The 23,048-nt window shown below is 63.8% G+C and carries 21 protein-coding genes and 2 pseudogenes; 15 read left to right on the top strand and 8 right to left on the bottom strand.

Features of this window, described 5'->3' with window-relative positions; all coding sequences use genetic code 11:
* Positions 1–186: 186 nt before the first annotated feature.
* Entirely contained in the window at positions 187–1,065 is an 879-nt protein-coding gene (locus RT028_RS04620; protein ID WP_312932998.1) for a LysR family transcriptional regulator, read from the bottom strand.
* A gap of 162 nt (positions 1,066–1,227) precedes the next feature.
* Here RT028_RS04620 and RT028_RS04615 point away from each other — a divergent pair, with 162 nt between their 5' ends.
* A complete protein-coding gene (locus RT028_RS04615) occupies positions 1,228–2,373 on the top strand; it encodes a TDT family transporter (RefSeq protein ID WP_312932947.1) in 1,146 nt (381 codons plus the stop codon).
* A 96-nt stretch (positions 2,374–2,469) separates the two neighbouring features.
* Here the strand turns inward: RT028_RS04615 and RT028_RS04610 are convergent, their stop codons facing one another.
* A complete protein-coding gene (locus tag RT028_RS04610; RefSeq protein ID WP_312932945.1) occupies positions 2,470–4,443 on the bottom strand; it encodes a choline BCCT transporter BetT in 1,974 nt (657 codons plus the stop codon).
* 426 nt (positions 4,444–4,869) lie between these two features.
* Between RT028_RS04610 and RT028_RS04605 the strand changes: the two genes are divergently transcribed.
* A complete protein-coding gene (locus RT028_RS04605; protein ID WP_312932943.1) occupies positions 4,870–5,205 on the top strand; it encodes a hypothetical protein in 336 nt (111 codons plus the stop codon).
* A 62-nt stretch (positions 5,206–5,267) separates the two neighbouring features.
* Here the strand turns inward: RT028_RS04605 and RT028_RS04600 are convergent, their stop codons facing one another.
* The 3 genes from RT028_RS04600 to RT028_RS04590 all read right to left on the bottom strand — a co-directional run bounded on the left by RT028_RS04600 (position 5,268) and on the right by RT028_RS04590 (position 7,017).
* A complete protein-coding gene (locus RT028_RS04600; protein WP_312932941.1) occupies positions 5,268–5,570 on the bottom strand; it encodes a hypothetical protein in 303 nt (100 codons plus the stop codon).
* A 175-nt stretch (positions 5,571–5,745) separates the two neighbouring features.
* Positions 5,746–6,066, bottom strand: coding sequence for a YbjQ family protein (locus RT028_RS04595; protein ID WP_312932939.1), 321 nt, complete (start codon positions 6,064–6,066; stop codon positions 5,746–5,748).
* A 57-nt stretch (positions 6,067–6,123) separates the two neighbouring features.
* Positions 6,124–7,017 carry an EamA family transporter gene (locus RT028_RS04590; RefSeq protein ID WP_312932937.1) on the bottom strand — a complete coding sequence of 298 codons (894 nt, stop codon included), beginning with the start codon at positions 7,015–7,017 and terminating at the stop codon, positions 6,124–6,126.
* Positions 7,018–7,200: 183 nt separating this feature from the next.
* Here RT028_RS04590 and RT028_RS04585 point away from each other — a divergent pair, with 183 nt between their 5' ends.
* Complete coding sequence (locus RT028_RS04585; RefSeq protein ID WP_312932935.1) at positions 7,201–8,526, top strand: substrate-binding domain-containing protein; 1,326 nt, start codon at positions 7,201–7,203, stop codon at positions 8,524–8,526.
* Between the two features lie 82 nt (positions 8,527–8,608).
* On the opposite strand, the gene RT028_RS04580 is transcribed toward RT028_RS04585, so the two are convergent.
* Positions 8,609–8,902, bottom strand: a complete 294-nt coding sequence (locus RT028_RS04580) for a DUF1330 domain-containing protein (RefSeq protein WP_312932933.1) — start codon at positions 8,900–8,902, stop codon at positions 8,609–8,611.
* A gap of 73 nt (positions 8,903–8,975) precedes the next feature.
* Here RT028_RS04580 and ribBA point away from each other — a divergent pair, with 73 nt between their 5' ends.
* From ribBA to RT028_RS04535, 9 genes and pseudogenes are all read left to right on the top strand, one after another.
* Complete coding sequence (gene ribBA / locus RT028_RS04575; protein WP_312932931.1) at positions 8,976–10,097, top strand: bifunctional 3,4-dihydroxy-2-butanone-4-phosphate synthase/GTP cyclohydrolase II; 1,122 nt, start codon at positions 8,976–8,978, stop codon at positions 10,095–10,097.
* A 287-nt stretch (positions 10,098–10,384) separates the two neighbouring features.
* Complete coding sequence (locus RT028_RS04570) at positions 10,385–11,410, top strand: polyamine ABC transporter substrate-binding protein (protein ID WP_312932929.1); 1,026 nt, start codon at positions 10,385–10,387, stop codon at positions 11,408–11,410.
* 59 nt (positions 11,411–11,469) lie between these two features.
* Positions 11,470–12,312 (top strand): annotated as a pseudogene (locus RT028_RS04565) (ABC transporter permease); the annotation flags it as partial.
* Between the two features lie 6 nt (positions 12,313–12,318).
* On the top strand, positions 12,319–13,128 hold the full coding sequence (locus RT028_RS04560) for an ABC transporter permease (RefSeq protein WP_312932925.1): 810 nt from the start codon (positions 12,319–12,321) through the stop codon (positions 13,126–13,128).
* 31 nt (positions 13,129–13,159) lie between these two features.
* Positions 13,160–14,308: an ABC transporter ATP-binding protein gene (locus tag RT028_RS04555; protein ID WP_312932923.1), complete on the top strand. Its 1,149-nt coding sequence runs from the start codon at positions 13,160–13,162 to the stop codon at positions 14,306–14,308.
* Between the two features lie 176 nt (positions 14,309–14,484).
* Positions 14,485–15,198, top strand: coding sequence for a histidine phosphatase family protein (locus tag RT028_RS04550; protein WP_312932921.1), 714 nt, complete (start codon positions 14,485–14,487; stop codon positions 15,196–15,198).
* 55 nt (positions 15,199–15,253) lie between these two features.
* Entirely contained in the window at positions 15,254–15,571 is a 318-nt protein-coding gene (locus tag RT028_RS04545) for an SCP2 sterol-binding domain-containing protein (protein WP_312932919.1), read from the top strand.
* 178 nt (positions 15,572–15,749) lie between these two features.
* Positions 15,750–16,817 (top strand): phosphotransferase family protein, encoded by a 1,068-nt coding sequence (locus tag RT028_RS04540; RefSeq protein WP_312932917.1) that lies wholly within the window; start codon positions 15,750–15,752, stop codon positions 16,815–16,817.
* 133 nt (positions 16,818–16,950) lie between these two features.
* Positions 16,951–17,718 (top strand): SDR family oxidoreductase, encoded by a 768-nt coding sequence (locus tag RT028_RS04535; RefSeq protein ID WP_312932915.1) that lies wholly within the window; start codon positions 16,951–16,953, stop codon positions 17,716–17,718.
* 314 nt (positions 17,719–18,032) lie between these two features.
* On the opposite strand, the gene RT028_RS04530 is transcribed toward RT028_RS04535, so the two are convergent.
* Positions 18,033–18,383: a hypothetical protein gene (locus RT028_RS04530; RefSeq protein ID WP_312932913.1), complete on the bottom strand. Its 351-nt coding sequence runs from the start codon at positions 18,381–18,383 to the stop codon at positions 18,033–18,035.
* A 114-nt stretch (positions 18,384–18,497) separates the two neighbouring features.
* Between RT028_RS04530 and RT028_RS04525 the strand changes: the two genes are divergently transcribed.
* Positions 18,498–18,809, top strand: coding sequence for an RcnB family protein (locus RT028_RS04525; RefSeq protein WP_312932907.1), 312 nt, complete (start codon positions 18,498–18,500; stop codon positions 18,807–18,809).
* A gap of 12 nt (positions 18,810–18,821) precedes the next feature.
* On the opposite strand, the gene RT028_RS04520 is transcribed toward RT028_RS04525, so the two are convergent.
* Positions 18,822–19,982 carry a GGDEF domain-containing protein gene (locus RT028_RS04520; RefSeq protein WP_312932904.1) on the bottom strand — a complete coding sequence of 387 codons (1,161 nt, stop codon included), beginning with the start codon at positions 19,980–19,982 and terminating at the stop codon, positions 18,822–18,824.
* A 348-nt stretch (positions 19,983–20,330) separates the two neighbouring features.
* On the opposite strand from RT028_RS04520, the gene RT028_RS04515 reads away from it, so the two are divergent.
* Complete coding sequence (locus RT028_RS04515; RefSeq protein WP_312932902.1) at positions 20,331–22,160, top strand: SLC13 family permease; 1,830 nt, start codon at positions 20,331–20,333, stop codon at positions 22,158–22,160.
* Positions 22,161–22,448: 288 nt separating this feature from the next.
* A pseudogene (locus RT028_RS04510) lies at positions 22,449–23,048 on the top strand (GGDEF domain-containing protein); the annotation flags it as partial.

Genomic DNA, 23,048 nt, shown 5'->3' with positions numbered 1-23,048 from the left:
GCGCTCGCCGCACCCGTGCCCGCCTACGACATCACAGCGGGTTGCCCTGATTTCTGGCCGTTGCTGGCCTGGGCGGCGCTGGGGAATGCCAGTCAGTCAACCTGCGGCAGATGGCCAGTCGATTTGAAGAAAGCCACTTCACCCGTCTGACAGTGCAGCCCACCACCCTGCCCCAGACACCGCCCATCAGCCTGGCTGGCTGTCCGCTTGCGCCGCAGCGAACGCCTCCGCCGTCCGCAGGAACACCTCCAGCGCCCGCGAGATGAACTTGTCACGATGATGCACGAGGTGCAGCTGCCGCTTGTGCGGCGCGAAGGGGTGCTGCAGGCGTTTCAGCCTGCCGTCGGCCAGCGCATCGCTCACCACCCAGTAGGACAGGCAACTGATGCCGACCCCGGCGGCCACCAGGCGCTTGATGGCCTCCGAGCTGCCGATACGCCGGGAATCCTGCCAGTCACCGAGTTGGGGCAGCAGCCACTGCTGCACCTCATCGGCAGTGCCCGACCCCTGTTCGCGGATCAGCCAGGTGGCTGCCTGCAGCTCGGCCGCGGTCACCGTCTGCTGCGCGGCAAGCGGATGATTCGGGGCTGCGACGATCACCAGTTCGTCCTCGAACCAGGGCCGAAGCTGCACATTCGCCTGGCGACACGGCCCCTCGATCAGGCCCACGTCGATCGTCAGCTGCGCTGCCTGCCGGGCGATGTCCGCGCTGTTGCCCAGGATCACATCGATCTGCAGACCCGCCGCTTGCTCGGCCAGCCGCTCGATCAGCAGCGGCAGGATGTAGTTGCCGATGGTGGTGCTGCAGCCAACCCTCAGCCGCGCCACGCCTTGGCGCTTGAACCCCTCCTCGATCTGCAGCGCGGCTTCGAGCAGCCGTACGGCCTGGGGCAGCAGCGTCTGACCATTGTCGTTGAGGACCAGGCGTTTACCCACGCGATCGAACAGCTGAATGTCCAGAGCACTTTCCAGCTCTTGCAGTGCGGCACTGGTGGCGGACTGCGAGAGCGATAACGCATGGCTTGCACGGGTAGTGGAACCGAGCTGGGCGATGCTGCGAAAGATGTCGAGCTAGCGGAGGGTCAGCCTCATTGACTTACCTATTGAGCAGATATGGCATAGACAAATTACCCGTTTTTATGGGTAAGCGCTGCCGGTTATCGTGATCGCAACACTCCGACGAACTCAACGGGGGTCATCATGCGGCACGCAGGGTCAGGCAACGTTATGCAAGGCGGGCAGCCATTGTCTGCGCTCTCGACGCCCAGGGAGGCGATCCGTCAGTTCACACCGAACTGGTTCGCCGCCACCATGGGCACCGGCATCCTGGCACTGGCGCTGGGGCAACTGCCAGGCAACCTGCCGCTGCTCTGGCAACTGGGCAAGGCGCTCTGGCTGTTCAATATCGTGTTGTTCGTGGCGTTTACCCTGCTCTACGCGGCGCGCTGGGTGTTGTTTTTCAATGAGGCCCGGCAGGTGTTCGGCCACTCGACCGTGTCGATGTTCTTCGGCACGATCCCGATGGGCCTGGCAACGCTGATCAACGGCCTGATCCAGTACGGCCTGCCGGCCTGGGGCCATGTGGCCGTTGCGTGGGCGCAGGCCTTGTGGTGGCTGGACGTGGCCATGGCCCTGTCCTGTGGCGTGCTGATCCCCTTCATGATGTTCACCCGCCAGGACCACCGCATCGACCAGATGACCGCCGTGTGGCTGTTGCCGGTCGTGGCGGCAGAGGTGGCAGCAGCCAGCGGCGGTGTGCTCGCGCCGCACCTGGGCGATGCCTGCGCACAGTTCACCCTGCTGATCACCAGCTACGTGCTGTGGGCCTGTTCGGTGCCGGTGGCGCTGAGCATATTGGTCATCTTGATTTTGCGTCTGGCCCTGCACAAGCTGCCCCATGAAAGCATGGCTGCCTCTTCGTGGCTGTCCCTCGGACCGATCGGCACGGGCGCCTTGGGCATGCTGCTGATGGGCGCCGACGCTCCGGCGATTTTCGCCGCCCACGGCCTGGCAGAGGTCGGCGCCGTGGCTGCCGGGATCGGCGTGATTGCCGGTCTGCTGTTCTGGGGGCTGGGCCTGTGGTGGATGTTGCTGGCGCTGCTGATCACCGCGCGCTATGCCAGGACGGGTATCCCGTTCAACCTGGGCTGGTGGGGCTTCACCTTTCCACTGGGGGTGTATGCAGTGGCGACGTTGAAACTCGGTGCCCTGCTGCAGTTGGCCTTCTTCGATGCGTTGGGCGTGGTACTGGTGCTGGCACTGGTCGCGATGTGGCTGCTGGTGGCGGCCAAGACCACGACCGGCGCCTATCGCGGCAATCTGTTCGTTTCGCCGTGCATTGCAGGGCGTGATGTGCAGCCAGTGGCGGGCTGAACGCGGCGTTGGCATGCTGCAAAAACACAAAACGCCCGATGCGTGGCATCGAGCGTTCTGTGTTCATCCAGGCGGAGCATCCCGGTGAAGGCCTGGTCAGCCCACCAGGTGCAGGAAGTGCAGGTGGCGCTCGTAGTGATCGAGGATGTCGCCGATCACTTCATCCTTCGACCAGCCCATCACATCGTGGTCCTGCCCGCCTTCGCGCAAGTGCACCTCGGCACGGAAGTACTTGCGTTCGTCACCGTCGCTGTCGCTGGTGACAAAGCTCGGCATGGCGTAGGCCTGCGGACGGATGTGGTAGATGAAGGTGTCGTCGGTCGGGCCGACCTTGAGCGTGACATCACCGTTTTCACCCTCTTCCACCGTCGACTCGTAGCCCTGACGGCGCCATTCCTCGGCCACCGACTGACACGCCGGCATGCCCACATCGCTGATGAAGCGCAGCACGTGCGAGCGACGCGGGAACATCGCCAAGGTGCGCAACCGCCGCTGCCAGTTGCTCGCGCCACGCGAGGAGTTGGGCGAAATCGCCAGTGCCTGGTGCCTCAAGCCGCGCTTGGTGGCGTCGAGTTTCAATGCCTTCAGCAGCCCGCGCATGCTGATCAGCAGCACGATGGTAAACGGCAAGGCACTGGCAATCGTCGCGGTTTGCAACGCCTTGAGACCGCCCGCCAGGAGCAACGCGATCGCAACCAGACCCATGCTCGAGGCCCAGAAGATACGTTGGCGAACTGGCGTATTTTCCTGGCCGCCAGAGGCCAGCATATCGACTACCATCGCACCGGAATCGGCAGAGGTCACAAAGAACACCACCACCATGATGATCGCCAAGGTGCTGATGACGCTGGAGAACGGGAAGTGTTCAAGGAAGGCGAACAATGCCAGTGACGTGTCCTTGTTCACCGCCTGGGCAAGATCGGTGAAGCCCTGGTCGAGAATCATGTGAATCGCGGTGTTGCCGAATACAGTCATCCACAACAGGGTGAAGCCAGTGGGGACCAGCAGTACGCCGGTCACGAACTCGCGAATGGTGCGACCACGGGAAATACGCGCGATGAACAGGCCGACGAAGGGCGACCAGGCCAGCCACCAGCCCCAGTAGAACAGGGTCCAACCGCCGATCCAGTCGGTCGGCTGGTAGGCGTTGAGGTTCATGGTGCGGCTGACGATTTCGCTCAGGTAGCTACCGGTGTTCTGCACGAAGGTCTGCAGAATGAGCACGGTCGGACCAAGGATCACTACCATCAGCATGAGCAACACGGCCAGTCCGAGGTTCAGCTCGGACAAGCGACGGATGCCTTTATCCAGGCCAGAGACCACCGACAACGTCGCCAAGCCGGTGGTCCCGATGATCAACGCGATCTGAATCGGGATCGACACCGGAATACCGAACAGTGCGTTCAAGCCGGTGTTGATCTGCGACACGCCAAAGCCCAATGAGGTGGCAACCCCGAACACCGTGCCGATGATGGCAAAGATGTCCACAGCGTGGCCGATGGGGCCATAGATGCGCTCACCGATCAGCGGGTACAGGGCCGAGCGCAAGGTCAACGGCAAACCGTGACGGAAACTGAAGTAGGCCAGGATCAACGCCACGATGGCGTAGATTGCCCAGGCATGCAGGCCCCAGTGGAAGAAGGTGATGCGCATGGCCTCGCCGGCCGCCTGCACCGTACCGCCATCGCCGAAAGGCGGCTTGGCGAAGTGCATGACCGGCTCGGCAACGCCAAAGAACATCAGGCCGATGCCCATGCCTGCCGAGAACAGCATGGCGAACCAGGTCATGCTGCTGAAGTCAGGCGTGCTGTGGTCAGGGCCTAGCTTGATGTCGCCATAGCGGCTGAGTCCGAGGAACACCACAGTGCCCAGAATGATCGCGACGGCCAAGATGTAGAACCAGCTGACATTGCTGATGATCCAGTCTTGAATGTCACCAAAAAGTGCCTGGGCGTGGCTCTGGAAGACGCTGGCATAGAGCACAAGCACAAGCAACAAGATCGCGGAAATCCAAAATACGGGGGGGTTGATACTGCTCCTGGGATTCTCAGGATCTGGCTTGTTCGGCATACGGGTGAAACTCCTGCTGAGGCGTCTTGCTGACGCTTTTGTGAAGGCTGCCATACCCTGACCCCTTTACCCGGTCAGGGTTCGTCATTCCGGCGATCTCGGCATGAAAACGCCGAGGGCCGGGCAAGCCTACACGACACAGCAGATTGTCCGACATTATGTAGTGCAAGCAAATTTCCACTACAAAACTGTTGACGGCCTTTCAGGACCTTGGGCATGATTGGGCCGTCTCCCTGATCGGGGACGCTGGCATGGGTATTCCAGACGGCTTGCGCGGTAACGCAAGCCGTCTCTGGAGCGGGAACTGTCCAAAAGACAGCGTGTGAAAGCCCCTGTTGCAACGCTGCGGTAGCAGCTTTGGTTATGCGCTACATCGTGTGGTGCAGACTCGGAACGACACCAACAATGGGTAATGGGGGCTTTATGATGAACCTGAATTTAAATGACCAACCAACCATCGAGCAATTGGCCCAGCTGTTCGCCGCGCGCAAGGACAGCCAGGACGACCACCTGCTGTGGCTGAGCCACACAGGCGAAGTCCGCCTCGACCGCCTGCAACCGAACTCCCACGAAGCGGAATTTGAAGCACACCTGCCCAGCATGCGTGCACGCTTCAAGGTCTACCGCCGAGGTCAGGGCTTCGTCGGTCGCAAGGCCGCCGCCGATACCCAGTTCGTCGGGCGCGTGTTGCAAACCTTGCAACAGGAATGGCCCGCTGCCCGCGAGCGTGACGCGGTCAAGGTGATCGAGTCGTTCGCCTGAGCGCAGCGCCGCTGAAACGCACAACGCCCGGCCAGTCATGGCCGGGCGTTGTGCGTAAGGCGTCAGGCCTGGCGGCGTGGGACTGGCGCTGCCACGTCCAGCGCCCCCACCGCCAGGGCACGTGCGCGGTCCACACCCCAGACCATCGCTCGGGTCATGGTTTCACCCGGGCGTTGACGGTAGTACTCCTCGCGGATGGCTGTACCCTCGCGGCTGTACAAGCCAAGAAACAACTGTGTAGCGCCTTGCGCCGATAGCCTCACCTGCACATCGAACGAAGTGCCATCGCTCAGCGCCTCGTCATGGCACCGGCTGTGCAGGTTGGCATCGGCCCATTGCCAGTAGATATCTTCCCTGATTCTCATGGCGTTCTCCCTGTGTGTTGCCGACATGCCCTCTAGGAAAACACACAGCCGTGTGCGCCACGAGCACAGCGCACCGAATACGTGCTCAGGATCAATGAATGCGATGAAAACCTCGCCGTTGGGCGGGGCACTGGCGTTTCCTCGAGACGTGCCGGATGCGGCAGCGCTGCTGCAATCAGCGCAGACGCACCGCCGTCCCGGTGGCAAACACCACCACCATGCCGCCCTGCACGCTGGGCATGCTGATCTCGAAATGCACACCCACCACGGCATCGGCGCCCGCGTCACGGGCGTGTGCCTGCAGCTCGTCGGTCGCTTGCTGGCGTGCCGTGCGCAGCGCGCTTTCCAGCGTCTGCGAGCGGCCGCCGAAGACGTCGCGGAACCGAGCAAAGAAGTCCCGCACGAAATTGACGCCCTGCACTGACTGAGCGCTGACCACGCCGCGGTATTCAGCGATCGCGCGACCTTCGATCTGCGGGGTAGTGGTGACGATCATCTGCAAGCTCCACATTGAAAGGACAAGGCGCCGATCCTAGCAGATCGACCGCCCGGCTCAGACCGTGCGTTCTCCCCTCGCCGTCAGGCGCTGTAGCACCCGGGAGCCGAACACGTTGACCAGCAGCCCGAGCATCACCAGCCCTGCCCCCCAGCACTGCAAGGTGCTCAGCCGCTCGCCCAGCAACCAGGCCGAGGAACTCAGGCCGATCACCGGCACCAACAAGGAAAAAGGCGCCACCTTGCCCGCAGGATGGCGCGACAGCAAGGTGCTCCACAGGCTGTAGCCAAGCATGGTGGCCACGAATGACAAGTACGCCAGCGCCAGCAGCGAGTTCAGAGAAATGTTCAGCAGCGCATGGGACATCGCCGCTGGCCCCTCCAACGCCCATGACAATGCCAGAAAGGGCAGCGGCGGGATCAGCCCGCCCCAGATCACCAGCGCCACCAGATCCACCGAACCAAAACGCCGGGTGATGATGTTGCCCATGCCCCACATGGCGCCGCCGCACAGGGTCAGCAACAGCGCGACCAGCGGCACATGGCTGCTGTCTTCACTGCCAATCACCGCCAGCCCGGCTGCCGCGACCAACAGGCCCAGCACACTGGCCGGACGCAGCCGCTCGCCGAGAAACAAGGCAGCGAAGCCCAGGGTGAAGAACGCCTGGGACTGCAATATCAGCGAGGCCAGGCCCGGCGGCATGCCGCTGTACATGGCTTGGAACAGAAAGGCGAACTGACCAAGAGAGATCGTTGCGCCGTAGGCGATCAGCCAGCGCCAAGGCAGCTTTGGCCGCTTGACCAGCAGAATGGCGGGGAACGCCACCAGCGCAAAACGCAGTGCGCCCAGTAGCATCGGGGGCAAGCCGTCCAGGCCAATCTTGATGACCACGAAGTTGACACCCCACGCGATGATCACCACCAGCGCGATCAGCAGGTCCTTGAGCGGCATTACAGCGTTCCTTGTTCAGGCTTGTTATAGAAACATCTGGAAACAGCATAACGCGTGTGGCGATGCCCCGACCCGCACAGTTGGGATTGCAGGCAGCGCAACAGTCGCCAGCATCTGTCATCTCACAGTCACAGCATTGTCGTACTGTGCGGCCCGTTGCTTCCTTCAGAAATCACCTCCTCCATGCAAAGGTCATTCGGCATGCGCGGCCGCTTTCTTCTGCTGTTATGCCTGCTGCCGGCACTGGCCTGCGCTGCACCCGCGCAGCTGCGTATCCAGGGTTCCAATACCGTCGGCAGTGCCCTGGCCCCAGCGTTGGTCGAAGGCCTGTTGAGCGCGCGCGGCGCGACCGCCGTGCAGCGCCAACCGGGCGCCGCCGCCAACGAGCAGGTGGTGCGCGCCCTAGACAGCCGGGGCCAGCCGATTCGCATCGAAATCGCCGCCCACGGCACCCGCACCGGCTTCAGAGCACTGGGTGATGGCCGCGCCGACATCGCCAGCGCTTCGCGGCCGATCAGCCTGCAGGAAGCGGCGCAGCTGGGTGGCCTTGGCGATCTGCGCAGCGCCGCCAGCGAGCAGGTGATCGGCCTCGACGGCGTGGCGATCATTCTCCACCCCGACAACCCCCTCGAGCACTTGAGCCTTGAGCAACTGGCGCAGGTGTTTGCCGGCACGGTGCAGCGCTGGGAGCAACTCGGCGTGCCCGGTGGCGATATTCACCTGTATGCCCGCGATGAACGCTCAGGGACGTTCGAGACCTTCGACAGCCTGGTGCTGCAGCCACAACAGCAACACCTGGCGAGCCAGGCCAAGCGCTTCGAGTCGGCTGACGCCCTGGTCGCACAGGTACTGGCCGACCCGCATGGCATCGGCTTCAGCGGGCTGGGTTCATTACATGGCGCGCGGGCACTGGCCATCGCAGCAGGCGATGCGCCGGCCCTGGCGCCCAGCCGCGACCTGATCGCCAGCGAGGACTATCCGCTGTCACGTCGGCTGTATTTCTACCTGCCCGCGCGCCCCACACCCTACGCTCAGGCGCTGGCCGACTTTGCGCAAAGCGCTGCCGGCCAGGCCATCGTGGCCGCGCAAGGATTCGTCGCGCAGCAGATCCAGGCCGTGCCTGTACCGGTGCAGGCCGAACAGCCGCCGTACTACCGCACCCTGGCCGGCGCGGCCGAACGCCTCAACGTGAGCTTTCGCTTCCAGCCAGACAGCGCGCGCCTCGACAACAAGGCCCTGCGCGACGTGCAGCGAGTGGCCAGCTACTTGCGGGAGGCGGGCAAACTGCAGGGCAGCGTGGTGCTGGTCGGCTTCGGTGACAGCAAGGACACCCCTGGTCGCGCAGCCCTGCTCTCGCGCCTGCGCGCCATGGCGGTACGCCGGGAGTTGGCGCGACTGGGGGTGCAGGCGCAACAGGTGATGGGCATGGGCGACGCCTTGCCGGTCGCGGGCAACGCCCAGGTGCAAGAGCGCCTGCGCAATCGGCGTGTCGAGGTGTGGGTGTATTGAAATGCGCCCCGCTCCAGGCCGCTCTGAACGATTCGGGATCGCCGCTCCGGGAAACAGGCAAGCGCGACGGCGTTTGCCGGGCCTAGGGCTCAAACCCTTCTACAATGATCACTTCAGCCTTGGCTGCGCCTTGTCGATGAGCACACGCTGCCTGGTATTCGGCCGAGCGATAGCAGGCCAGGGCCTGCTCATAGGAATCGAATTCGATCACGACGCTACGCTGTGGAGCAGGTCGGCCTTCAAGCGCCTCGCTGCGCCCACCCCGGGCCAGGAAACGCCCGCCGTAGGCCTTGAACGCCGCCGGCGCGCGCTGAGTGTATTGCTGATACTGCTCGACATCGCTGACATCGACATGGGCGATCCAATAGGCCTTCATGCACTGCGCTCCACCTGCGGGTTATGTGTATGATGGTATACCACAAACCATCAACAAGAAGTGAGCGTACCGCATGGCTTTCAACAGCATCGAAGAACTCCTCGAGGACTATCGCCAGGGCAAGATGGTCCTGCTGGTGGACGACGAAGACCGGGAAAACGAAGGTGACCTGCTGATCGCCGCCGAGCGCTGTGACGCGACCGCCATCAACTTCATGGCCCGCCACGCGCGCGGCCTGATCTGCCTGACCCTCACCGACGACCACTGCCAGCGTCTGGGCCTTGAGCAGATGGTGCCAGCCAACGGCAGCGCGTTCAGCACCGCGTTCACCGTGTCCATCGAAGCTGCCACGGGCGTGACCACCGGCATCTCTGCCGCTGACCGCGCACGTACCGTGGCCGCGGCCATGGCGGCCAATGCCCGCCCGGAAGACCTGGTGCAGCCAGGCCACATCTTTCCCCTGCGCGCCCGCGAAGGCGGGGTGCTGAACCGCGCCGGGCATACCGAAGCCGGTTGCGACATGGCGCGCCTGGCAGGCTTCGCGCCTGCCTCGGTCATCGTCGAAGTGCTCAACGACGACGGCACCATGGCTCGCCGCCCGGACCTGGAAATATTCGCCGCGCAGCATGGCATCAAGATCGGCACCATCGCTGACCTGATCCACTACCGCCTCAGCAACGAACAGACCATCAAGCGTATCGGCGAGCGCGACCTGCCCACCGTGCATGGCACGTTCCGCCTGGTCAGCTACGAAGACCGCATCGAGGGTGGCGTGCACATGGCCATGGTCATGGGCGAGATCAAACGCGACCAGCCAACGCTGGTCCGCGTGCATGTGATCGATCCGCTGCGTGATCTGGTCGGCGCCGAGTACGCCGGACCGGCGAACTGGACGCTGTGGGCCGCGTTGGAAAAGGTTGCGCAGGAAGGCACGGGCGTGGTGGTGATCCTGGCCAACCATGAATCCTCCCAGGCGCTGCTGGAGCGTATCCCGCAACTCACTCAGCCGCTGCGGCCCTATCAGCGCGGTCAGTCGAAGGTGTACTCGGAGGTGGGTACGGGTGCGCAGATCTTGCAGGACCTGGGCGTGGGCAAGCTCCGTCATCTGGGGCCGCCGTTGAAATATGCAGGCTTGGCCGGATACGAGCTGGAAGTGGTGCAGAGCATTGCGTTCGAGCCACCACCGGGCGATTGAGGCAGGGCAAGTGATGTCGCATGCAAGATGAGGCCAGCGACCTGCATGCAACACGACACCCCTGCAAACCGTGCTGCAGAACCCTCGGAAACAAATGATGGCCGGTCGCCTCCCCCCACTTGCCAAAATCTTGGAATACCATAATATGATATCCCGTAGACCTTAATTTCTACAGCCTGCAACCAGGCCGTTCTACCGTCACGTCACACCTACAAAGCTGCTCCCCGAACACGATTGGCGGGCGCACCCAGCCCGCCTCGAATAACAAAAGTAACGAGGGCGTAACCATGCTGTTGAGCAAACGTGTAAGCGCAGTGCTGTCCGCCAGCCTGCTGACCCTGGCGTGCCAGGCTGCAGTCGCCGCCGAAAGCGTCAATTTCGTGAGCTGGGGTGGCACTACGCAGGACGCACAGAAAGAAGCCTGGGCCATCCCCTTCAGCAAGCAGACCGACATCAAGGTCGTCCAGGACGGCCCAACCGACTACGGCAAGCTCAAGGCCATGGTCGAAAGCGGCAACGTGCAATGGGACGTGGTCGATGTCGAAGCCGACTTCGCCCTGCGCGCCGCGAGTGAAGGCCTGCTCGAACCCCTCGACTTCAAGACCATCCAACGCGACAAGATTGACCCACGCTTCGTCTCCGACCACGGCGTCGGCTCGTTCTTCTTCTCGTTCGTGCTCGGCTACAACGAAGGCAAGCTCGGCGGCGGCAAACCCGCCGACTGGAGCGCGCTGTTCGACACCAAGACCTACCCCGGCAAACGCGCCCTCTATAAATGGCCAAGCCCCGGCGTGCTGGAACTGGCTCTGCTCGCCGACGGCGTAGCCCCCGACAAGCTCTACCCCCTGGACCTGGACCGCGCCTTCAAGAAGCTCGACACCATCAAGAAAGACATCGTCTGGTGGGGCGGTGGTGCCCAGTCTCAGCAACTGCTGGCCTCGGGTGAAGCCTCACTCGGTCAGTTCTGGAACGGCCGTGTCTACGCCCTGCAACAGGACGGCGCGCCGGTCGGCGTGAGCTGGAAGCAGAACCTGGTCATGGCCGATTTCCTCGTCGTGCCCAAAGGCGCCAAGAACAAGGACGCGGCCATGAAGTTCCTGGCCAACGCCAGCAGCGCCCAAGGCCAGGCCGACTTCGCCAACAAGACCGCCTATGCTCCGGTGAACGTCGACAGCGTGGCGAAACTCGACAGCAAGCTGGCGCCGAACCTGCCGACCGCCCACGTCGAGGATCAGGTCACCCTCGACTTCGCCTACTGGGCCAAGAACGGTCAAGACATCGCTGCCCGCTGGAATGAGTGGCTGGTCAAATGAAAGTCGCCATCAACGCCTTGCAAAACGCCCAAGGGCCAGGCACCGGGGCCGCCGTCGTGCGGCGCCCGAGCCTGGGCCAGCGCTGGAAAGGCAGCCGCAACCTGCTGCCGGCCCTGCTGTTCCTCGGCCTGTTCTTCTTCGCCCCGCTGATCGGCCTGCTGCTGCGCGGCGTGCTGGAGCCGGAACCGGGCCTGGGCAACTACGCGCAACTGTTCGCCAACTCGGCCTACACCCGGGTGTTGATCAACACCTTCTCGGTAGCCGGCCTGGTGACGCTGATCAGCGTGCTGCTGGGCTTCCCGCTGGCTTGGGCGATCACTCTGGTGCCCAAGGGCTGGGGCCGCTGGCTGCTGAACATCGTGCTGCTGTCGATGTGGACCAGCCTGCTCGCGCGGACCTACTCCTGGCTGGTGCTGCTGCAGAGTTCGGGGGTGATCAACAAGGCGCTGATGGCCATGGGCATCATCGATGCCCCGATTGAAATGGTGCACAACCTCACCGGGGTGGTGATCGGCATGAGCTACATCATGATCCCGTTCATCGTGCTGCCGCTGCAGGCGACCATGCACGCCATTGATCCGATGGTGCTGCAGGCAGGCTCGATCTGCGGCGCCAGCCCCTGGACCAACTTCTGGAAAGTGTTCCTGCCACTGTGCCGCTCGGGGTTGTTCTCGGGGGCCTTGATGGTGTTCGTGATGTCGCTCGGTTACTACGTCACCCCGGCGCTGCTGGGTGGGGCGCAGAACATGATGCTGCCCGAGTTCATCATTCAGCAGGTGCAGTCGTTCCTCAACTGGGGCCTGGCCAGTGCCGCCGCCGCACTGTTGGTGGCGATCACCCTGGTGCTTTTCTACCTGTACCTGAAGCTGCAGCCGGAATCCCCGGTCGGCAACCCGAGGTAATCCGCCATGCTCCTGTCTCCCAATGCCATGGGCCGCCCGCTGCGTACGGGCCTGTACGTGACCACCGGCGTCATTGCCGCCTTCCTGCTGCTGCCGGTGGTGTTCATCATCCTGCTGTCGTTCGGCTCCTCGCAATGGCTGGTCTTCCCGCCGCCGGGCTGGACCGTGAAGTGGTACACGCAGTTCTTCTCCAACCCCGACTGGATGGACGCGGCGCTGGCCAGCCTCAAGGTCGCTGTGCTGACCACCGTCGCCGCCGTGGCGCTCGGTCTGCCCACTGCCTTCGCCCTGGTGCGCGGGCGCTTCCCGGGCCGGGAAATGCTTTACGGCCTGTTCACCATGCCGATGATCGTGCCGTTGGTGATCATCGCCGTCGCGGTCTATGCGCTGTTCCTGAAACTGGGCTACACCGGCACGCTGTTCGCTTTCGTGGTCAGCCACGTGATCGTCGCCCTGCCCTTCACCATCATCTCGATCATCAACTCGCTGAAGCTGTTCGATCAGTCGATCGAAGACGCCGCCGTGATCTGCGGGGCCTCGCGCTTGCAGGCGATCTACAAGGTGACCTTCCCGGCGATTCGCCCAGGGATGATCGCCGGTGGCCTGTTCGCCTTCCTCGTGTCATGGGATGAAGTGGTGCTCAGCGTGATGATGGCCAGCCCCGACCTGCAGACCTTGCCCGTGAAGATGTGGACCACCCTGCGCCAGGACCTCAGCCCGGTCATTGCCGTCGCTTCGACGCTGTTGATTGGCCTGTCGCTCCTGGTCATGTTCATTGCCGCCGCGTTGCGCCGGCGCACCGAAGCCAACGCCTGAGCTTGAAAACGAGCCTGCGGAGAAAACAACAATGAGTGCAGTGATCCAAGACAAACCGCATGGCAAGACCCTGGTCAGCCTGCGTGGCCTGAACAAGCACTACGGCGATTTCACCGCCGTGGACAACCTCGACCTGGAGATCCAGGACGGCGAATTTCTCACCTTCCTCGGCTCCAGCGGCTCGGGCAAGTCGACCACGCTGTCGATGCTGGCCGGCTTCGAGACGCCCAGCAGCGGCGAGATTCTGGTGGACGGCCAATCGCTGGTGCAGGTGCCGCCGCACAAGCGCGACATCGGCATGGTGTTCCAGCGCTACTCGCTGTTCCCCCACCTGAACGTGCGCGACAACATCGCCTTCCCCCTGGCCATCCGCAAGCTCAGCGCCACCGAGACCACCAAGAAGGTCGACGCCATGCTCAAGCTGGTACAGCTGGAGCCTTTCGCCCACCGCAAGCCGTCGCAGATGTCCGGCGGCCAGCAGCAGCGCGTGGCCATCGCCCGTGCGCTGGTGTATGAACCGCGCATCCTGCTGATGGACGAACCGCTCGGGGCACTGGACAAGAAGCTGCGTGAAGACCTGCAGGACGAGCTGCGCCAGTTGCACCGTCGTCTGGGCATCACCATCGTCTACGTGACCCACGACCAGGAAGAAGCCATGCGCCTATCCCAGCGCATCGCCATCTTCAGCCATGGCAAGATCGTTGGCCTGGGCACCGGGTACGACCTCTACCAGAACCCGCCGAATGCCTTCGTGGCCTCGTTCCTGGGCAACTCCAACTTCCTGCGCATCAAGGCCCAGGGCAACGGCAGCGGCACCTTCGAAGGCCAGCCGCTGGCGATTCGCCTGACGCCCGGCCTGAACCCAGGTCAGGAAGCACTGATCATGGTGCGCCCGGAAAAAGCCCTGGCCATGACCACCGAGCAAGCTGCACGCGAGCCGCTGCCAGCGGGCTGGAACGAAGTCAGCGCCAAGGTCGCGGAAGTGCTGTTCCTGGGTGAAAGCCAGACCTGCCAGGTGGTCACCGCCGGTGGTACCGAGCTCAAGGTCAAGGCGCTGTCGGCGGCGGGCATGTCGATGCAGCCGGGCGACACGGTGAAGGTGCGTTGGGCGGTGGGCGATGCGTGCATCTATACCGAATGGGCCGAAAGCGACCTGAGCAAATCCGCTGGGGCGCATTGATCCTGCGGCGCGTGCCTGCCATGGGCACGCGCCTGCGACGGGGTGCCGAGCGCTGCGAGGGACAGGCCCCTGCGGCAACATTCAAACGGCCTTTTCAAACGCTTGTATGCTTTTCCGTTGACAGCCCGCTGGCCGCATCCTAACCTCGCACCACTCCCAATGCGTGCAGGCAACCCGTGGGCAACCTCTATCTGATCCGACATGGCCAGGCCTCGTTTGGCGCCAGTGACTACGATGTGCTGTCGGACCTCGGCGCGCGCCAGAGCCACGCGCTGGGCGAGCATTTCGGCCAGCTGGGCCTGAGGTTCGACCGTTGCGTGGCGGGTAGCCTGCGCCGCCAGCAGGACACTGCCCGCCTCGCCCTGGATGCCCTGCGCGCCAGTGGCGTTGACACACCCGCGATCGACACCGACCCCGACTTCAACGAATTCGACGCCGAGGGCGTGATTCGCAGTCTGCTGCCGGCGTTGCTGGTCCAGGAGCCCGAGGCGCTGCACGTGATGCGCAACGCCCGCGAACACCGCAGCGAATTCCAGCGTCTGTTCGCCCTGATGGTGCAGCGCTGGCACGCTGGCGACCACGCCGAAGACGATGGCCTGGAAACCTGGAGCGCGTTCACCGCGCGCTTGCAGCGAGCGCTGCAGCGTGTGCTGGATCAGGCTGCTGAAGGCCAGAACATCGCCGTGTTCACCTCCGGCGGCAGCATCGCCGCGCTGCTCCACCTGATCACCGGTATCACGCCGGCCCAGGCCTTCACGCTCAACTGGCAGATCATCAATACCTCGCTCAACCACCTGAAATTCCACGGTCGCGAGGTCAGCCTGAGCACCTTCAACAGCCAGGCCCACCTGGCACTGTTGCAGGCCCCGGAGCTCATCACCTACCGATGACCCGGCCTTTTCATCCCCGTGCACTCCGCTACCCATCACCGATAAGGAAAACGCCATGACCTCCGTCGCCGACGCCGTGAAGAAGATGCAAGAGAAGTTCAACCCCGCCGCAGCCGCTGGCCTGGACCTGGTGTACGGCTTCAACATCACCGATGAAGACAAGCACTACGCGCTGGTCATCAAGGACGGCACCTGCGAACTGCAAGAGGGCGAAAACCCTGACGCCAACTGCACGCTGGTCATGGACAGCGAAACCCTGAAGGGCATCGTCAGCGGCGAGACCGATGGCATGCAAGCGTTCATGGGCGGCAAGCTGCGTGTCGAAGGCGACATGATGCTGTCGATGAAGCTCAGCGAACTGTTCCCGTCCTGAGTCGGGTACGGCACTGACACACGAAACCGAAGCCTCCGGGCTTCGGTTTTTTTTTGCCATCAGAGCCGTTGATCGGGTGGCAACACGCCGGGCTATCCAACACCTCGCGGGCTTGCCGCCCACCGTTGACCTCACTAGATTGAGTCATGCTTGGCCGAGCGCAGAATAAGGAGCGTCAATGTCGCTTACAGATCGCCCCACCCAGGTCCGCAGTGGTGAAACCTTCGACGTTGCCGTGATCGATGCCTACCTCAAGGCGCACCTGCCTGGGCTGTCCGGCACCCCTGAGCTCAGCCAGTTCCCCGGTGGCGCCTCCAACCTTACCTATCTGCTGCGCTACGCCGACCGCGAACTGGTGCTGCGTCGCCCGCCCTTTGGCCACAAGGCCAAAAGCGCCCATGACATGGGCCGGGAATTTCGCATTCTCAACCGGCTCAATGCGGGCTTCCCCTACTGCCCCAAGGCCTACCTGCACTGCACCGACGCGGCGCTGATCGGCAGTGAGTTCTATGTCATGCAGCGCGTCGAAGGAATCATCCTGCGCGCCGATCTGCCGCCGGCGCTGGGCCTGGGCCCGGCACGCGCACAGGCCCTGTGCGAAAGCTTCATCGACCGCCTCGCCGAGCTGCATCAGGTCGACTACAACGCCTGTGGCCTGGGCGACCTGGGCAAGCCGGATGGCTACGTGCAACGCCAGATCGAAGGCTGGGCAAGCCGCTACGCCCAGGCCCTGACCGCCGATGCGCCGCGCTGGGAGCAGGTCATCGCCTGGCTGCGCGAGCACCAGCCCGCCGACCATCCACGCCCGGCTCTGCTGCACAACGATTACCGGCTGGACAACGTCATCCTCGACCCCGTCCACCCTACGCGCATCATCGGCGTACTGGACTGGGAAATGGCCACCTTGGGCGACCCACTGATGGATCTGGGCACCAGCCTGGCGTACTGGATCGAGGCCACTGACCCGGCACCCATCCAGCAACTGCGCCGCCAGCCGAGCAACGCCCCAGGCATGCTCAGCCGCCGCCAGTTCGTCGAGCGCTACGCCGAACACAGCGGGCTACGTCTGCACAATGTCGACTTCTACCATGTGTACGGGCTGTTCCGACTCGCGGGAATCATTCAGCAGATCTACTACCGCTACTTCCATGGCCAGACCCAGGACAAGCGCTTTGCCAGCTTCATCCAGATGAATCACCTGCTGGAGCAGATGACGGTGCAGATCATCGCCCGCTCTCCCCTCTGAACGATCAGGCACATAAACCAATGACCCAGACGCCGCTGTTCGGGCTCGGTAGCAGAAAGGCACGGGTGTCAGACGCCACCCGCCGCACCGGCATCTCCTTCACTCCCTATCGAATGATCAGGTAACGACGACCATGGCCAAGACTCAACTGTTCGACCTAGACGGCAAGATCGCCCTGGTGTCCGGCGCCAGCCGAGGCATTGGCGCCGCCATCGCCCACCTGCTGGCTGAGCAAGGCGCCCATGTGGTCGTCACCAGCCGCAAGCTCGAAGGCTGCCAGCAAGTGGCCGACGCCATCGTTGCCGCGGGCGGCCAGGCCACTGCGTTGGCCTGCCACATCGGTGAACTGGCGCAGATCGAGCAAGCCTTCGGGCAGATCCGCGAACGCTTCGGGCGGCTCGACATTCTGGTCAACAACGCCGCCACCAATCCACAGTTCTGCAACATCCTCGACACCGATCCAGGCGCATTCCAGAAGACCGTGGACGTGAACATCCGAGGCTACTTCTTCATGTCGGTGGCGGCCGGCAAGCTGATGCGCGAGCACGGTGGCGGCAGCATCATCAACGTGGCGTCGATCAATGGGGTATCGCCCGGGCATTTCCAAGGCATCTATTCGGTGACCAAGGCCGCAGTGATCAACATGACCCAGGCCTTTGCCAAGGAATGCGCGCCGTTCGGCATCCGCTGCAACGCCCTGCTCCCAGGGCTCACCGACACCCAGTTCGCCGCAGCGCTGGTGAAAAACCCCGCCATCCTCGACAGCGCCCTGCAGCAGATCCCGCTCAAGCGCGTGGCGGAGCCTGGCGAAATGGCCGGCGCGGTGCTGTACCTGGCCAGCGCGGCGTCGAGCTATACGACGGGCGCGACCTTGACGGTGGATGGGGGGTATCTGGCATAAGGGTTCAGTGCGCGATTTCAATGGTGATGGCCAGCGCGGCCGGCGTGCTCCGGGCGCAGCACAGCAGCAGGGAACAACAGGCTGCAGCGTTGGGCCGGCTGCGCCGGCCATCGCGACTGACCGGAGCGCCGGACCGGCCGCTCCCACCCGGACCGCGTTCTTCTGCAACAGTGATTTCGTCTGGCTCACGCACCTGTAGGAGCGACTTCAGTCGCGATGGCCGACGAAGTCGGCCTGGTAGAACCACTGGTCAGTGTCGGATGAAACACAGTTGGCACCTACCGACCGTGTTCAGCTACGCAAGTGATGCCCTGTCACAGACACGTCGCTGCCGCAGCCTTGCGGCGTAACGCGGTACCGTCCTGCGGTTTGGCATAGAAGTCGACATGGGTGCCCTGGCCCTGCGGGTACACGTCGACGAACGCCTGCGCCTCACGGGTATAGACCGTGAAGCCACCGTCCTTGCGCGCATCCTTGTAGCCGCTCGCATCGACACCGAACACCACCTCGTCTTGCCAGCTGTACTGAATGCACTCGGCCACACGCCCGGCAGGTTTGCGCGAATCGAGCTGGGCGCTGGGGGCGCCGGTACGGGCAGCGTCCATGGTCGATGAGGCGCAGCCGACCATCAGCAACGCGGCAGCCATCGGCAGTAATGCTCGCATGTTCGTTCCTCGAGAAAAAAGAACGCGACTCTAGCACTTGCCCACCCAGCAAAGTGAATTGTCATCTGAGCCGGGTGTCTCAATGTGCACACATGTCCTACAAGGAATACAGGTATGAAAGCCAACACTCTGCTCTGCGCCCTGCTGTTCTCCAGCACCTTGGCTGGCGTGCCGATGGTCGCCCAGGCTGCCGACGTCAAATCGACCCAGGAAAGTATCAAAGGGCCCGACACCCACGACAAGGAGTTGGAAGTCGGTGACAAAGCCTCCGACAAGTACAAACGCGAAGAGCTGGCAGTGAAAAACTGGAAGGCCTTGGGCCTGACTGCACCCGAAGAAGGCATGCAATGGGTGAAGATCGAAGGCCGTTATGTGCTGATCGAAATCACCAATGGCACCATCAAGGCCATTCAAGCCGGCAAGTAGGGTGTGAGGCCCTCAGCCAACATCGTCCAGGGCCACCAGATGCACCGCATCGCGGCCGCTGGCCTTGGCCTGATACAACCCCGCGTCAGCCTGCGCCAGCAGTGACGCGGTGGTGTCACTCCCACCCGGTACTCCGCACCACAAACCCACGCTGAAGCGTAGATCGATTGACTTGCCGGCGAACCGTGCTGGCTGGCTGGCCAGGCTCCGGCGTAGCTCGCTCACCAGGTTGAGGGCACCGGCTCGCTCCGTGTCCGGCAGCAACAGCAGAAACTCCTCCCCACCCCAACGCCCGAGGCTGTCGCCCTTGCGCAGACGTTGCTGCCAGGCGCGCACGCAGTGGCGCAGCACTTCATCGCCGGCCTGATGACCATGCAGGTCGTTGATGCGCTTGAAGTGGTCGATGTCGATCATCGCCACCGCCAGGGAGCGCGCGCCGCGTTGATGCTGCTGCACGCTCTGCTCGAAATGCTCGAGGATAGCGCGGCGATTCAGCGTGCCTGTCAGCCCATCGCTGAGCGCCAATTGCTGCAAGCGCGCCTCGGTGCGCTCCTTGGCCATCAGCACCAGGCCGATGGAAAACATCATCACTGTCACCGTGCCAATGGCAACCGAGACCGTTTGCTTGAGGTTGCTGGTGTCGTAGCGCATGTCCCCTGCCGTACCGTTGGCGATGGCAATCACCCGCATGCCCAGGCCGATCAGGCTGATGGCCGCGCCAATCGACAGCAACAGGTGGGCACGCCCCTGCCATTGGCCCTTGCGCTGGACCCAGTACAACAGCAAAGCACACTGCCCCATCAACCCCAGCGAGGCCATCAGCATGCGCGGCTCGAGTGTGTCCAGCAGCGCCAGCAGGCCGACCAGCATCAGCGCCGGGATGATGAAAATGCGCCGCCACGGCACGGGTTGCTCACGCACACGAAACAGGCTGGCGCTGTAGAACGCCACGGCCAGCGACAGCAAGCTGTTACCCAGGGCGTAACTGATCAGCAGCGGTGCATGGCCGTACAGCGTGTAGCACACGTAGGCCAGGGCATGCACCAGCAAGCCGACGCCTGTCAGCAGCAGGTTGTCACGGCGATTGAAGCGACCGACCAGCAGCAGGCAGACCGCAAGGATGGTCGCGACCAGCGCGACCGCACCGAACAGGGTGGGGGTATGGGCAATCATGGACTCACCAGGTGGCAGATGGCCGTCTTAGCGGCGGCCTTGAGTGAGTCTAGGTCGGGCCTGCGGCACAACACCATGACCGAACAGGACAGAACAGCAGCCCACAGGCGCATGTGCGCCGCAAACGTCATAACCTTGCAGCACATCAACACCGCGCAGGTCCAGAGCAGGCACGATGTGGCGGCTGCTAGCGCCGTGCTTGACCAGGCCACGACACCGCTGTGCACTGCGCAGGCGTCTGCTGCGCAACGTGACTGAAATGATCGTGCCCCGTTGCCGCCATCGCAGGCAGACTGCCAGCCTTCGACCACCCGCTCTTTTTTCCGCACCGTGAAGGATCACTCGCCCATGAATTACCCGCTGCTGTGGGTCCTCGGCTTACTGGCCATCGTCATCGTGCTGTTCATCCGCAACCGTCCGCGCATGGATGTGGTTGCCGTGCTGGTGATTCTCGCGTTACCGCTCTCGGGCGTGCTGACCATCGAGCAGGCGCTGGCCGGCTTCAGCGACCCCAATGTGGTGCTGATCGCTGCGCTGTTCATCATTGGCGAAGGGCTGGTGCGCACGGGCATTGCCTACCGCATCGGTGAATGGCTGAGCGAGACCGCCGGCCACAGCGAAGTGCGCCTGTTGCTGCTGCTGATGGTGTGCGTGGCCGGCCTGGGCTCGGTGATGAGTTCGACCGGGGTGGTGGCGATCTTCATTCCCATCGTGCTGAGCATCGCCGCGCGCCTGCGGATATCACCCAGCCGCCTGATGATGCCGCTGAGCTTCGCCGGCCTGATCAGCGGCATGCTCAGCCTGGTGGCCACCCCACCGAACGTGGTGGTGCACAGTGAACTGGTGCGCCATGGCGGCCAAGGGTTCGGCTTCTTCAGTTTCACCCCTTTCGGTCTGGTGATACTGGTGCTGGGCATCGGCTACATGCTGCTCACACGGCACTGGCTCAACGGCGAGGGCCGCCAGGAGGGTCGGGCCGAGGCACGCCCGACCCTGCATGACCTGGTGCAGGACTACAACCTCAGCGGTCGCGAGCGGCGCCTGCGCATCCGCCCGCACTCACCGCTGATCGGCCATTCGTTGGGCGAGTTGGCCTTGCGCACCGCACACGGTGCCAACGTGATCGGCATCGAGCGCCAGCACAAATTCACCACGCGGGTGATCAGTGCCGACTCGGCCACTGTGCTGCACGCCGGCGACGTGCTGTTGCTCGACCTGTTTGGCAACGGCGACGGGCTGCGCAGCCTGTGTGAGTCGATGCAGCTCGAACCGATGCGTTTCAAGGCCGCGTACTTCATCGACCAGTCGCAGGAACTGGGCATGGCGGAAGTGTCGCTGCCGCCCGGCTCGAGCATGATCGGCAAGACCCTGATCAGCCTGGCCTTTCGCACCCGCTTCGGGCTCAACGTGGTCGGCCTGCGCCGTGAACAGGCTGCCATTGACCAGCAGTGGCTGGACACCTCGTTGCGCATGGGCGACACCCTGCTGGTGGTCGGCCCCTGGAAGGCCATCCGCCAGTTGCAGACCCATCCCCACGACTTCATCGTGCTCAGCCTGCCGGCCGAGATCGACCAGGTGGCGCCGGCTCGCCGTCGCGCGCCACAGGCCCTGGCCAGCCTGGCGGTGATGGTGGCGCTGATGGTCAGCGGGGTGGTGCCCAATGTGCTGGCCGCGCTGATCGGCTGCCTGCTGATGGGCGCCGGGCGCTGCATCGACATGAACAGCGCCTACCGCGCCATTCACTGGCCAAGCCTGGTGCTGATCGTGGGCATGCTGCCGTTCGCCTTGGCCCTGCAGAAAACCGGTGGCATCGATCTGGCCGTCACCGGCCTGGTCGGTCTGCTGGGCGATGCCGGGCCGCGCAGCATGCTGGCCTGCCTGTTCGTCATGACGGCCGTGATCGGCCTGTTCATTTCCAACACCGCGACCGCCGTGCTGATGGCGCCGGTGGCAATCAGCACCGCCAGCCAGTTGGGCCTGTCGCCCTACCCGTTCGCCATGACCGTGGCCCTGGCCGCCTCGGCCGCGTTCATGACCCCGGTATCCTCGCCGGTGAACACCTTGGTGCTGGGGCCTGGGCAGTATCGCTTCGCGGATTTCGTGCGGGTGGGCGTGCCGTTCACGGTGTTGGTGATGCTGGTGACGGTGGTGATGGTGCCCTGGGTGTTTCCGCTTTAGGCCATGGCGATATCATCACGGCCATTGCTGGAGCGGATGGTCAACTACAACAGCAGACGTCGGACAACGGTCTGAGCAGTGCCTGGGTCACACGATCCCGTTTGCCTGACTTCAGCCCGAGCCTGACCGGCTCTGCTCGTGGCTTGCCAAGCGGGCAACCGCCGCCAATCGCCGCACTGTGATATCCGTTTGACATCAATTACTCAGTTGAAAGACACTGCCCGCGTATGCCGCCGGGCCGGACCTGGCGCGTCGTTTTCTTCTCCACCGCGCATGTGGTTCCCGTTCATGGTGTTCTCAGCCCGATCGCGCCTGTGGGTCTACCTGGCCCTGTTCAGCCTGACGCTGGTCCTCACGGCGGCCGGTATCCTGGCCCGCCCCAGCGCCACTCTTTCCTTGTTCTGGCCAGTGAACGCCGTGCTCGCCGGCCTGCTGCTGCGCCACCGTCGCTTCGCCAGCCCGGTCGGCTGGTGCCTGGTCTACCTGGGCATGGTGGTCGCGGACCTTGCCTGTGGCAGCGCCTGGCAACCCACCCTCTGGTTCAACCTGTGCAACCTCAGCGTGGTCCTGACGTTATGGCTGCTGATGGCGCGGCTGCCGCGCAGCGACCGACGCTTGCGCACCGCGCATGGGGTGTTGTGCCTGCTGGGTGCCAGCGCCGCCGCAGCCATCGTCGCCGCAAGCCTGGCCTGCCTGGTGGCGGCGCCGTGGTTCGAGCAATCTGTCAGGGCGACCTGGCTGGCCTGGTTCAGCGAACAGTTCTCCACCAGCGTGCTGGTGCTGCCGGTACTGCTCAGTGCGCCCTCGCCGCGCAGTGTGCTGCGCAGTGGCGGGCAGCCGATCAGCGCGGCGCCGCTGCTGGTGCTGCTCGGATCGCTCGGCCTGGGG

Source organism: Pseudomonas sp., from assembly GCF_032058845.1.
Classification (GTDB): domain Bacteria; phylum Pseudomonadota; class Gammaproteobacteria; order Pseudomonadales; family Pseudomonadaceae; genus Aquipseudomonas.
This window is presented reverse-complemented; position numbering and strand designations above follow the sequence as displayed.